Here is an 11606-nt window from a genome sequence, read left to right on the forward strand (position 1 = left end):
GGGACATGACGATCCCCCTGGGTGATTCCGCCCGCAAACTCCTCGACGCGGCGTACCCGGCCGTACTGGCCACGGTGAACCGGGACGGCAGCCCGCAGACCTCGGTGGTGTGGGTCGGTCGCGACGGCGACGACATCCTCGTCTCCACCCAGGCCGGCCGGCTCAAGGACCGCAACCTCCGCCGCGAACCGCGCGCGAGCCTGACCATCTACGACCCCGTCGACTCCGACGTCTACGTCGAGGTGCGCGGCACCACCACGATCACCGAGGACGTCGGCCGCAGGCTCGCGGTCGAGTTGGCCGAGAAGTACGAGGGCCCCGGCGCCGGCGACGAGTACCTGAACCTGCCGCCGGAGTCGGTGCGCGTGGTCGTGCGCCTGACCCCGACCCGAATCACCGGCACCGCGACCGACTGAGCACCGGCACCGCCCCGCGAACCGGGCGACCGCGGCGCGGATACCGCGACCGCGCGCGGTGGTCGTCGTCGCGGCATGGCACGGCAAGGTGACCCGTGTACTCATATCCGGGCACTCGTCCCGGTCCGCCCGGTTCAAGACTTGCACAAGTCTGCCGCCCGGAGCCCCGCGCCCGTTGACCCGCTCGCACGGCGACCCCTAGATTCCGGATCGACCTCGCGTCGCGACGAGGAAGCCGGTGGGACTCCGGCACGGACGCGCCACTGTGATCGAGCCGTCGACCCGCGCGAGCGGGGTATCGGCGGCCGTGAGTCAGACCCTCCCGCGACGCACCCCGCACACGGGCGCGTTGCCCCGAAGGAGGATTCCGTGGCTCAGGCTGCCGTTCCCCGTCCCGCCGCCACACCGATCGCGATCCCGGTCCGGGCGATCGTGCCCTGGGCCGCCTTCGCCGGGGCGTTCCTGCTGTTCCTGATCTACTTCGTCGCCTCCGAGCAGGGCGCGGTCGCGCTCTTCTCGGGTACCGGCGTGCACGAGTTCGTGCACGACGGGCGCCACCTGCTCGGCTTCCCCTGCCACTGACGGCCGCGCGATCGTGCGGCCGCACGGTCGCGCCGTGAGGCATGTTCGGCGCGGCCCTCGATCGAGGGTCGCCGCACAGGGAGTCGACATCACGCATGGTGCGAAATCTGTTGATCCGCGGCATGCTCACCGGCGTTCTCGCCGGGGCACTGGCGTGGGTGTTCGCGTGGGTCTTCGGTGAGCCGCAGATCCGCGACGCGATCGCGTTCGAGGAGCACGGACACGAGGCCGGCGCGGCCGGCGATCATCCCGAGGAGGAGGTCGTCAGCCGGGGCGTGCAGAGCACGATCGGCATGCTGACCGGGGTCGGTGTGTACGGGATCGCGATCGGCGGCCTGTTCGCGCTGGTCTTCGCGTTCGCGTACGGCCGGATCGGCCCGTTCCGGCCCAGGGCCACCGCCGGGTTGTTGGCGCTGCTCGGCTTCGTGGCGGTGATCGTGGTGCCGTTCCTGAAGTATCCGGCGAACCCGCCGGCGGTCGGCGACTCGGACACCATCGGGCGGCGTACCGCGCTGTACTTCGGCATGCTCGCGCTGTCCGTGCTGTTCGCGGCGGCGGCGGTGATCCTGGCCCGGCGGCTGACCGACCGGCTCGGGGCCTGGAACGCCGTCCCCGTCGCGGTGGGCGGTTTCCTCGTCGCGGTGGGGATCGCGATGTGGGCGATGCCGACGGTGAACGAGGTGCCGGCCGAGTTCTCGGCCACGGTGCTCTGGCGATTCCGGGTGGCCTCACTCGGCGTGCACGCCATCATCTGGACCACGTTCGGCCTGGTGTTCGGCCTGTTCGCAGAGCGCGTCCTGCGACCAGCGGCCAACCCCAGGCCCGACCCCCGGATCCCGGCCGCCGCCGGTTGACCGGACCGGTCCACCCCGGTGTCACGGCCACCCCGGCCGCAACACCACCCGCCGGTCGGGCGCCCTCCAGGCCCCGACCGGCACCCGAGACCAACCAGCCGCACCGGCGCCCGAGACCAATCAGCCCGGCCGGCGTTTGGGACCAAGTAGCCCGGCCGGCGCTTGAGGCCAAACAGCCCGGCCGGCGCTTGAGGCCAAACAGCCGGGCCGGCGTTTGAGGCCAAGTAGCCCGGCCGGCGCTTGAGGCCACCTCGGCCGGAGGCCGGGTCACCCTCAGCCCGGCCGGCGCCTGAGGCCAAACGGGACCGGGCCCGCCCGGCAAACTCCCGGTAATCCACGCGCGTGGCGCCCACCACCTCCGTACGCTGCGAGACCATGCGCAAGATCGTCGTCGTCGGCGTCGGCGGCACCGGCAGGCCCGAGTTGGCCGACGCCCTGGGTACCCGACTCGACCTCCCCGTCACCCACCTGGACACCCTGTACCACCGGGAGGATCGAACCACCGCCCCGGCCGAGGAGTTCGCCGACGCGCAACGCGCGCTGGTCGCCCGGCCCGGGTGGATCGTGGTCGGCAACTACGCCTCCACACTGCCGATCCGGCTGAAGGCGGCGGACGCCGTGGTCTTCCTCGACATCCATCCGCCGGCCGCGATCACCGCCATGCTGGCCCGCCGCCGACACCCCGAGGCGGGCGATCACGACCGGCTCGACCCGAGCGTCCTGCGCTCCGTCCTGGCCTACCGGCACTCGGTCCGCCCCCGGGTGCGCCGACTGCTCGCCGCACACGCCGCGCCGGAGGTCCCGGTACACACCTTCACCACCCGTCGCGCCGCCGACCGCTGGCTCGCCGGCCTGCCGACGAACGGCTGAGCCGGCAACGGGCGGACGGTCAGCGGCTGTCCCGCTGGTCCAGGCCCGACCCCGGCGCTATCTCCGGCGCGTCGAGCAGCGAGGACTCGACGCCGCCGACACCCCAGCCGTACGCGAGCTTGTGCACCTCCAGCACGAAGAAGGAGTCGGTGGAGAGCACCCCGTCGATCAACAGCAGGCGCCGGTTGAGCAGATCGGTGAAGTGGTCGGTGTCCCGGCAGATCACCTCGACCATCACGTCGTACTGTCCGGCGACCATCACCACGTACGACGTCTCGGGCAACTCGCGCAGCTCCCGGCACACTTCCCGGGCGCTGCCGGGCCGTACCCGCATGCCGATCATCGCGAGCCGGTCGAACCCGATGGTGAGCGGGTTGGCGATGCCGACGATCTGGAGCGTCCCGCTCTCCTCCAGGCGCTGCACCCGATAGCGCACCGAGGACGCCGGGATGCCCAGGTCCTCGGCGATCTGCTTGTACGCGCGCCGGCCGTCGGCCTGGAGGATGGCGATGATGCGCCGGTCGATGTCGTCCAGCGGACCTGCAGGGGTCATGCGGCTGCTCCGGGTCTGGTGCGGCGCCGGGTTCGGCGCGTGTGCCTGGTCCTGATCTCCGGCGGCCATCTTCCCCTGTTCCCACCGGTCCTCGGATCCGACGCCCGCGTGGTTCACGAGTCGAAGCCCAGTCCGAGTCGGTCCAGCGAGCGCAGCCACAGGTTGCGTCCGCCGTGCGCGTCCTCGCGGGCCATCGACCAGCGGGTGGCCTGGATGCCGATCCAGCGTGCGGGCTCGGGCGGGAACGGGATCGGCTTGCGCTTGATCATGGTGAGTTCGGTACGTTCCGACCGGGTGCCGGCGAGCAGGTCCAGCATCACCTCGGCGCCGAACCGGGTGGCCCCGACACCGAGTCCGGTGAAGCCGAGCGCGTAGCCGACCCGGCCGGCCGCGGCGGTGCCGGCGAACATGCAGAACCGGGTGGTCGAGTCGATCACGCCGCCCCACGCGTGCGAGAAGGCGACGTCGGCGAGCGGCGGGAACGTCGCGGCGAACTGCTCCGCGAGGACGTCGAAGGTCTCCGGGCGCTGGGTCAGCGCCTCGTCGACCCTGCTGCCGAACGGGTAGATGGCGTCGTAGCCGCCCCACAGGATGCGGTTGTCGGCGGTCTTGCGCAGGTAGTGGAACTGGTTGCCCGCGTCGGTGACGCCGTGCTCGCCGGTCCAACCGATCGCGGCGAGTTGTTCGTCCGTCAGCGGCTCGGTGGTGAGCGCGTAGTCGTACACCGGGACCATGCTCAGGCCGAGCCGGCGCAGCAGCGGCGGGTAGATGTTGGTGGCGAGCGCGACCCGGCGGGCGGCGACGAGCCCGTAGGCGGTGCTCAGCCGGACCGCGTCGGCGGGCTTGGTGTCGATCGCGGTGACCTCGGTGCGCTCGACGATCCGCACACCGGCGTCCAGGCAGGCCTGGCGCAGCCCCCAGACCAGGCGCGCGGGATCCAGGAGCGCGTAGTCGGGCTGCCACACGCCGGCCGCCCACAGCGGCGAGTCGACGTAGGCGCGCAGCGCGTCCCCTTCCAGGTATTCGGTCTTCTCCCCGTGGCGATTGGCCACCCCCACCGACGCCCGCAACGACTCGGCCTGCCAGGGAGTGGCGGCGACGGCGACCTTGCCGGTACGCCCGAATCCACAGTCGATCCCATGCGCGTCCAAGTCCCGCTCGAACGCGTCGAGATTGCGCGCACCCAGGCGCTGCAACGTATCGATCTCATCCGGCCAGCGCTGGAGCCCGTTGGCCAGCCCATGGGTGAGACTCGGCGAACAGAACCCCCCGTTGCGCCCACTGGCGGCATGCCCACAGGTGCCCTGCTCCACCACGAGCACGTCCCGCCCGGGATCCCGCTGCTTGGCGATCAACGCGGTCCAAAGCCCGGTATACCCGCCACCGACCACGGCCAGATCGACCCGAACGTCCCCCACCAGCCGCGCCAACGGCTCGGGACGCTCGATCCGATCCAACCAAAACGGCTCCTGGGCAGCATCACGCAAGGCAATGCGGTGACTCGGGCTCATGCGGTTCCCTACGGGATAGTGACCGGAATTCCAAAGGTCAAGCCAACGCGGCCTCAAACACCGACCGGGCCATCAACGGCCCGACCCACAAAATCCAGCCCGACCGGCCCTTGAGACCACGGCCGAAGGCCGGACCAATCAGCCCGGCCGACGCCTGAGGCCAAACAGCCCGGCCGGCGTTTGAGGCCAAACAGCCCGGCCGACGCTTGAGGCCAAACAGCCCGGCCGGCGTTTGAGGCCAAGTAGCCCGGCCGGCGCCTGAGGCCACACAGCCCGGCCGGCGCTTGAGGCCACCTCGGCCGGAGGCCAGGTCGCTCTCCGGCGCCGGCAGGCAAACGCGGCTACAGGTTGATCACGCCCGTACGGAGATCGGACATGTCCAGAAGCGTGTGCTTGCCCCCGATCCGCCCCCACCCCGTACCCCGATTCCCGGCCCCGCCGAACGGCATGTTCACGTCCCAGAAACACGTGCTGTCGTTCACCACGACCTGCCCCACCGCCATCTCCTCCACGAACCGATACGCCGCCCGCATGCTCCGCGTGAACACCGCCCCCTGAAGCCCCAACTTGTCGTCGTTGGCCAGGCGCAACGCATCGTCCTCGTCCACCGCCGTGATGATCGGCACCACCGGCCCGAACGACTCCTCCCGCGACAGCAGACTGTCCACGGGAACCTCGTCCACCACGGTGAACTCGTAGTACAGGTCGGTCGGCATCCCCACCCGGCGCTTGCCGCCGACAAGCACCTTCGCACCCCGCTCGTGCGCGTCCGCGATGTGCCGATCCATCTTCGCGGCGACACCCTCGTTGTTCAGCGACCCCAGGTTGGTGGCGGCATCGAACGGGTCGCCGAGCACCACGTCCTCGGCGGCCCGCAACACCGCCGCCACGAACGCGTCGTGTACCGCGTCGACCACGATCACCCGCTCGGTGGCGCAGCAGACCTGCCCGGCGCACAGGTACGCGCCGTACACCGCGGCCTTGGCGGCGGCGGCCAGATCGGCGTCCTCCAGCACGACGAGCGGCCCGTTGCCGGAGCACTCCATGATCGAGCGCTTGAGCCCGGCGGCGGCCTGGATCTTGGCGCCGGTGGCGGAGGACCCGATGAAGCCGATCGCGTCGATGCCGTCGTGCCGCACGAGCGCGTCACCCGTGGCGCCCTCGCCCGGGAGGATGTTGATCAGCCCCTCGGGCACCCCGGCGGCGACGAACGCCTCCATCGCCTTGAGCACCGTCAGCGGCGTGTTGGCCGGCGGCTTGACCACGTGCGCGTTGCCCGTGGCCAGCCCCGGGGCGACGAACTCGGCGAGCATGAGCAGCGGGAAGTTCCAGGGGGTGATGATGCCCCAGGTGCCGACCGGCGCGTAGAAGGTCCACATGCGCTTCGTGCCGTCGGTGGAGGGCATCGTCTCGCCGTGCAGCCGGACCGCGTCCTCGGCGTGCAGGTGGAAGAGCTGCGCGGCCTCCTCGATGTCGGCGACCGACTCGGCGAGCGGCTTGCCCTGCTCCAGGGTCTGGAGGCGGGCCAGCTCGTCGACCCGCTTGGTGATCTCGTCGCCGATGCGGTGACACAACTCCGCGCGCTGCCAGACGTTGACCCGGGCCCACGCGCGCTGCGCGGTGTTGGCGGCGGCGACGGCCCGGTCCAGGTCGGCGGCGGTGGGCACCGGGACGGTGGCGACGTGCTCGCCGGTGACCGGGCTGATCACGTCGTAGCCCTCGGTGCCGGAACCGTCGACGTAGGCGCCGTTGATGAAGAACTGGTGGCGGGTGGGGCCGTTGCTGCTCATGCGGGGGGATCCCTCTCTGTCCTCGGGCGGCGTGTGCTCAGACTTCATCAGCAACTTTGACCTGTCAATAGATCTCAATGAGCAACTTCGACGGCTCTCATTTGTCGAACGAACAAACAACAACCCTTGACGTGGTTGAAAACCCGGATCTATAACAGGGCCATCAGCAGGGCCACCGGCAGGGCCGACGACGGCGCCGACAGCAGCGCGTCCGGAGCCCGCGCCCCCCTCCCCCAAGCGGCCGTCCCCCGGGAACCTCCACCGGCCGCTCCCACCCCGCGAAGGGGAAACGTATGTCCGCAGCACCTCAACCGGCCGCCCCCGGCTCGACCGGTACCGCCGCCGACACCGAGGCCGGCCCGCCCGCGCTCGCCAAGAAGATGCGCTGGTACGACGGCTTCGCGATGTCCCTGACCATGCCCGCCGCGCTGATCGCCTCGCTCGGCGCCTCGATCGGCGGCCTCGGCGCGTGGGGCGCGATCGCTCTGTGGGCCGGTTCGATGCTCCTGGCCACGATCGCCAACTGGATCTACACCGAGCTGGCCGCGATGTTCCCCGAGTCGTCCGGCGGCATAGCGCACTACGCGACCGAGGGTTGGAAGAAGCGCGCGCCGTTCGTCGGCCCGCTGGCCAGCATCGGCTATTGGTTCCCCTGGACCACCGCGCTGTCCGTGTACGCGGGCATCATCGGCTCGCTGGTCCAGGCCCAGTGGTTCCAGGGGCAGGACTGGACTCTGGACCTGGGCTTCGCCGAGCTGACCTTCCCGATCGTGGTCGGCATCGCGGTGATCGTGCTGCTCTTCGGCGCGGCCATGTTCGGCCTGCACGTCGCGATGTGGGTCGTCTACGTCACCGGCGGCATGCTGCTCGTCCCGCTCGCGGTGTTCATCGTGCTGCCGTTCGCCAGTGGCGACTGGAGCGCGAGCAACCTGCACTGGAACCTGCACGGCGCGGCCGGCATCCGCGAATCGCTGGTGTGGCTGTACGTGATGGCCTGGACCTCGTTCGGCGTCGAGGTCTGCGCGACCTTCGCGCCGGAATACAAGGACACCGTCAAGGACACCTCGCGGGCACTGCGCGCGGGTGTGCTGTTCTCCCTCGGCGTGTTCGTCCTGCTGCCGCTGGCGCTGGCCGGCTACGTCGGCGAGGAGAAGATCGGGCTCGACCCGACCACCTTCTACGTCGGCGCGTTCAACGACCTGGTGGGCGGCGCGGCCGACCTGATGGTGGTCTTCCTGATCGCCTCGCTGCTGCTGATCATGATCACCGGCCTGGCCGACGGTTCGCGCGTGCTCTACAACATGGGCAAGGAGGGCACCACGATCAAGCAGGTCGGCGTGCTCAACCGGCGCGGGCGCTGATGATCGCCCTCGTGGTCAACGTGGTCATCCTGATCGCGCTCAAGACGCCGCTCGCGATCATCGTGACCGGCAACCTGGGGTACATCCTCACCCACGTACTGGCCATCTCGGGTTTCGCCATGTTGCGCCGGGACCGCCCGGACCTGGCCCGGCCGATCCGGCTGCCGAACTTCTTCGTACCGCTGGCCTGGCTGCTCGCCGCGTTCCTGGCCGTGGTGTTGGTGGTCGGCGCGACCGGCTTCTCCATCACCGGCTACGGCGGCTTCAAGGAACTGGGCATCGCCTGCGGCGTGTTGGTCATGGGCGTGGCCCTGTGGCTCTACCGCACCAGAGTCCAGGACCCGCGCGACGCGGCACACGCGGGCACTACCGGGCGGTAGTTCCGATCCGCACCGGATCAGGGCGGCTCCCGGCACCCGACACGGGGCCATCGCGCGCGTCGCGGTGGCCCCGCGGCCCCTCCGCCCGGGCACACTCGAACCATGTCCGCCGAATCGTCGCCCGCGTACGTCCTGCCGTCCCGCGTCGAGGAAGTCGCCCCCGGCATCCATCTGCGGGAGTGGACCGACGCCGATCCACCCTCCCTGATCGAGTTGTTCGACGAGATCGAGATGGCCCGCTGGACGCCGCTCGCATCCCCGTTCGATGCCGAGGCGGCCCGTGCGTTCCTCGCCGACGTCCGGCGGACCCGGGCGGAGCAGCGGGCGATCCAACTGGCGGTGACCGTCGACGGGGGTCGTCCGTGCGGCGCGGTGATGTTGTTCATCGGCGACGAAACCGGGTGCGATCGCGCCGAGTTGGCGTACGGGATCGGCGCCGGTCATCGTGGGCTCGGCCTGGCCGCGAAGTCGGTGCGGTTGATGACCGAGTATGCCTATCACTCGGTCGGCGTGCCCGAGGTGGTGCTGCGCATCCCGGCGGACAACGTGGCGAGCATCGGCGTGGCCCGGGCCACGGGATTCGTGCGCACGGACGCCCCGCCGGTGGTTCGGGATCGGCGGGGCCTCGAACTGACGTTGGATCTGTGGGTACACCGACCGGCCGAGCCGGAGCGCTGAGCGCCCGAGGTCGGGTGCCGAGCCGCTCCCCCGGGCCACCGCCGCCGGACTACGCGGGGGTGTGCGGTTTCCGCTTCGTGGTTCGGCCGGTCTGTTTCTTCGCTCGGTTGCCGCAGGTGTTCATCGAGCACCAACGGCGGGTGCCGGGGCGGGATTCGTCCAGGAACAGGGCACCGCAGAGCGGGTCGGCGCAGGCCCTGACCCGGGTGATCGCGCCGGAGTCGACCAGGTCGATGGCGTCCCGGGCGACCAGCGACAGGGTGGCGGAGAGCGGGTCCGGCGCACTCCAGCGCACCCGTCCCCACGCGTCCACCGCCGGGGTCGGGGTCTGGGCGGCGGCGGCGCGGTTGACCCGCTCCCGGGCCGGGGATCGCCAGGCGGCCAACCCCTCGCCCCGGCAGGCCACCACGATCAGTTCGTGGATCGCCTCGCGCAACTGCCGGGCGTCGGCCACCGATAGGGCGCCGAGGGGGGCGACGGCGACGATCCCGCCGCTCGGGCCGAATTGCCGAACCCACGCGAACAGGGCTTCCGGATCCGGTAGTTCCTCGATCTCCTGCGGCGTGCCCCGGCGGCTCAGCGTGCGGATGAAGTCCAGGGCGAGCCGGCCCGCTCCGTGGCGGAATCGACGGGTGTCGGCGGCGGATCGCGGCATACCCGCCAGCGTACTCGGGAACCGGTTTGACCGGTATGGCCTGGAACGACGACGCGAGGTGCCATGATCGGCTATTCGGGGGCCGCCGCGATCCGGTCGCGCAGTTCCAGGTAGCGCCCGCGGCGATCCGGGCGGGCGTGCGCGGCGGCCTTGCGCAGCGCGGGCAGGGCGGCGACCCCGATCCTGGCCAGGCCCTCGCCGGCGGCCTCGCGGATCACCGGGTCGGCGTCCGCGAACAGGGCGATCAGGGACGGGACGGCCGGCTGCCAACCCGCGTGCGACAGCGTGCGGATCGCGCCCCGGACGACGTCCCGTCGCGGGTCGTCGAGCAACTGCCGGGTGTGTCGCAGGTATTCGTCGCGGTCGAGCACGCGCCGCGAGATCCGATGTGCGTGCAGGCGCACACGCGGGTGCGCATGGCCGAGCAACTCGACCACCAGCGCCTGCACTTCCGGATCGGCGCCGTGTTCGTCGGCGAGCCGGGACAGCGCCCGTCGGGCCTGCTCGGGGGCGTCCGCCCGTACCGTGGCGATGAGTTCGTCGCGGGTGGGGCGATCGGCGCCGGGTGGCACAACCCGGGAGCGCAGGGACACCAGGGCCAGGCCGTTGCGGTCGGGGCCGGGTGCGCGGAGTACGCCGTCGACCAGGGTCAATCGGTCGGCGAGCGCCCCGCGTCCGTCGACGCGCAATCGGCGTACGGTCTCGGTCAGTTCCGGGGTGCGCCGCATGGTGCGGTCGAGCAGCAGGTCGAGGCAGCCCGGGGCGCCGGCGTCCAGTCGGGTCCGGAGGGCTTCGGCGAGGACGTCGGCGGACAGGGCTCGGGTGGCGGAGAGTATCGCCGCCCGGGCCGTGGGCGTGCCCTGCTCCCACCACGAGACGAGGTGCGGGGCCGCGCGTTCCAGGTGCTCCGGGGCCATGATCGCGCACAGCCGCGCGGCTCGGGTCCGGGCGAGGTCGGCGTCCGGGCGGGCGAGCACGCCGGTGGGGTCGGTGTCGTCGGCGAGGTCGAGCAGGGTGGGGGCGAGCGGACGCAGGAGGTGCGCGGGCAGGTCGACGGTGCCGCGCAGGTGGGCTTCCAGGACGACGCGTCGGGTGGCCGGCTCGGCCCGGTCGCACAGGATCTCGGCGGCGGCCCTGCGGCGGCGCGGGTCGGCGGCGGCGAGCATGGCCATCAGGCGCTCGTGTTGCGGGGTCGAGCGTGGTTGGTCGAGATCTTCCGCCCGCGGGATCCGGGCAGCGGGACCGGTGCGGGCGAACTTCCGGGCCCAGGCGGCCCGTTCGGCCGACACCCACGGCGGCGCGTCGATCGGCTGGAGTTCGGCCAGCCAGTCGAGCAGGGGCGCGCGGGTGTCGGGCGCGGCGCTCGGAAAGGCGTCGATCAGAGCGGCAACCCGCGCCCGGGAGCCGGGATCGCCGCCGGTCCCGGTGCCGTTGCCGGTCCCGGTCGCGGTCCCGGTCCCGGTCCCGGTTGCGGTGCCGATGCCGGTCCCGGTGCCGGTCCCGGTCCCGGTCCCGGTTGCGGTGCCGATGCCGGTCCCGGTGCCGGTCCCGGTCCCGGTTGCGGTGCCGATGCCGGTCCCGGTGCCGGTGCCGGTGCCGGTCGCGGTCTCGATCCCGGTCGCGGTCACTGTCTCCGTCCCGGTGCCGGTGCCGGTCGCGGTCTCGATCCCGGTCGCGGTCTCGGTCTCGGTCTCCGTCCCGGTGCCGGTGCCGGTGCCGGTCTCGGTGCCGGTCTCGGTGCCGGTGCCGGTGCCGGTGCCGGTCTCGGTGCCGGTCTCGGTGCCGGTCGCGGTGCCGGTCGCGGTGCCGGTCGCGGTCTCGGTGCCGGTCCCGGTCGCGGTGCCGATTGCGGTGCCGGTCTCGGTGCCGGTCTCGGTGCCGGTGCCGGTCTCGGTGCCGGTGCCGGTCTCGGTGCCGGTGCCGGTCTCGGTGCCGGTGCCGGTCTCGGTGCCGGTG

General features: G+C 71.8%; 12 protein-coding genes. 7 read left to right on the forward strand and 5 right to left on the reverse strand.

The features are described from left to right. The first annotated feature begins 5 nt into the window (after nt 1-5). The 4 genes from EMA17_RS45160 to EMA17_RS45175 all read left to right on the forward strand — a co-directional run bounded on the left by EMA17_RS45160 (nt 6) and on the right by EMA17_RS45175 (nt 2722). Nucleotides 6-416, forward strand: coding sequence for a PPOX class F420-dependent oxidoreductase (locus tag EMA17_RS45160; RefSeq protein WP_126643035.1), 411 nt, complete (start codon nt 6-8; stop codon nt 414-416). 369 nt (nt 417-785) lie between these two features. Further along, nucleotides 786-998: a CbtB domain-containing protein gene (locus EMA17_RS45165; RefSeq protein WP_126643036.1), complete on the forward strand. Its 213-nt coding sequence runs from the start codon at nt 786-788 to the stop codon at nt 996-998. A gap of 95 nt (nt 999-1093) precedes the next feature. Next, complete coding sequence (locus EMA17_RS45170; protein ID WP_126643037.1) at nt 1094-1852, forward strand: CbtA family protein; 759 nt, start codon at nt 1094-1096, stop codon at nt 1850-1852. 375 nt (nt 1853-2227) lie between these two features. Then, entirely contained in the window at nt 2228-2722 is a 495-nt protein-coding gene (locus EMA17_RS45175) for a P-loop NTPase family protein (protein ID WP_126643038.1), read from the forward strand. A gap of 19 nt (nt 2723-2741) precedes the next feature. Here EMA17_RS45175 and EMA17_RS45180 read toward each other — a convergent pair whose 3' ends face one another. From EMA17_RS45180 to EMA17_RS45190, 3 genes are all read right to left on the reverse strand, one after another. Then, nucleotides 2742-3275, reverse strand: a complete 534-nt coding sequence (locus EMA17_RS45180; RefSeq protein ID WP_078979069.1) for an Lrp/AsnC family transcriptional regulator — start codon at nt 3273-3275, stop codon at nt 2742-2744. Nucleotides 3276-3388: 113 nt separating this feature from the next. After that, entirely contained in the window at nt 3389-4786 is a 1398-nt protein-coding gene (locus tag EMA17_RS45185) for an NAD(P)/FAD-dependent oxidoreductase (protein WP_126643039.1), read from the reverse strand. Nucleotides 4787-5127: 341 nt separating this feature from the next. Beyond that, entirely contained in the window at nt 5128-6576 is a 1449-nt protein-coding gene (locus EMA17_RS45190) for an aldehyde dehydrogenase family protein (RefSeq protein ID WP_126643040.1), read from the reverse strand. A 293-nt stretch (nt 6577-6869) separates the two neighbouring features. On the opposite strand from EMA17_RS45190, the gene EMA17_RS45195 reads away from it, so the two are divergent. The 3 genes from EMA17_RS45195 (at nt 6870) to EMA17_RS45200 (ending at nt 8995) form a co-directional block, all read left to right on the forward strand. After that, nucleotides 6870-7937 carry an APC family permease gene (locus EMA17_RS45195; RefSeq protein ID WP_246127306.1) on the forward strand — a complete coding sequence of 356 codons (1068 nt, stop codon included), beginning with the start codon at nt 6870-6872 and terminating at the stop codon, nt 7935-7937. An 11-nt stretch (nt 7938-7948) separates the two neighbouring features. Next, nucleotides 7949-8317 carry a hypothetical protein gene (locus EMA17_RS54915; RefSeq protein ID WP_246127307.1) on the forward strand — a complete coding sequence of 123 codons (369 nt, stop codon included), beginning with the start codon at nt 7949-7951 and terminating at the stop codon, nt 8315-8317. Nucleotides 8318-8419: 102 nt separating this feature from the next. Continuing rightward, nucleotides 8420-8995, forward strand: coding sequence for a GNAT family N-acetyltransferase (locus EMA17_RS45200; RefSeq protein ID WP_126643041.1), 576 nt, complete (start codon nt 8420-8422; stop codon nt 8993-8995). A 49-nt stretch (nt 8996-9044) separates the two neighbouring features. Here EMA17_RS45200 and EMA17_RS45205 read toward each other — a convergent pair whose 3' ends face one another. Together EMA17_RS45205 and EMA17_RS55655 are read right to left on the reverse strand one after the other, a co-directional pair. After that, nucleotides 9045-9650, reverse strand: coding sequence for a CGNR zinc finger domain-containing protein (locus EMA17_RS45205; protein ID WP_126643042.1), 606 nt, complete (start codon nt 9648-9650; stop codon nt 9045-9047). A gap of 71 nt (nt 9651-9721) precedes the next feature. After that, nucleotides 9722-11606, reverse strand: a 1885-nt coding sequence (locus EMA17_RS55655; RefSeq protein ID WP_176605560.1) for a HEAT repeat domain-containing protein, incomplete at its 5' end; no start/stop codon positions are given.

Origin of the sequence: Embleya hyalina (assembly GCF_003967355.1) — a bacterium.
GTDB classification, from domain to species: Bacteria; Actinomycetota; Actinomycetes; order Streptomycetales; family Streptomycetaceae; genus Embleya; species Embleya hyalina.

Excerpts from the sequence above, each read along its gene's own strand:
- EMA17_RS45160 (WP_126643035.1), top strand. The coding sequence starts at position 6 with ATGACGATCCCCCTGGGTGATTCCGCCCGCAAACTCCTCGACGCGGCG.
- EMA17_RS45170 (WP_126643037.1), top strand. The coding sequence starts at position 1,094 with ATGGTGCGAAATCTGTTGATCCGCGGCATGCTCACCGGCGTTCTCGCC.
- EMA17_RS45175 (WP_126643038.1), top strand. The coding sequence starts at position 2,228 with ATGCGCAAGATCGTCGTCGTCGGCGTCGGCGGCACCGGCAGGCCCGAG.
- EMA17_RS45180 (WP_078979069.1), bottom strand. The coding sequence starts at position 3,275 with ATGACCCCTGCAGGTCCGCTGGACGACATCGACCGGCGCATCATCGCC.
- EMA17_RS45185 (WP_126643039.1), bottom strand. The coding sequence starts at position 4,786 with ATGAGCCCGAGTCACCGCATTGCCTTGCGTGATGCTGCCCAGGAGCCG.
- EMA17_RS45190 (WP_126643040.1), bottom strand. The coding sequence starts at position 6,576 with ATGAGCAGCAACGGCCCCACCCGCCACCAGTTCTTCATCAACGGCGCC.
- EMA17_RS45195 (WP_246127306.1), top strand. The coding sequence starts at position 6,870 with ATGTCCGCAGCACCTCAACCGGCCGCCCCCGGCTCGACCGGTACCGCC.
- EMA17_RS45200 (WP_126643041.1), top strand. The coding sequence starts at position 8,420 with ATGTCCGCCGAATCGTCGCCCGCGTACGTCCTGCCGTCCCGCGTCGAG.
- EMA17_RS45205 (WP_126643042.1), bottom strand. The coding sequence starts at position 9,650 with ATGCCGCGATCCGCCGCCGACACCCGTCGATTCCGCCACGGAGCGGGC.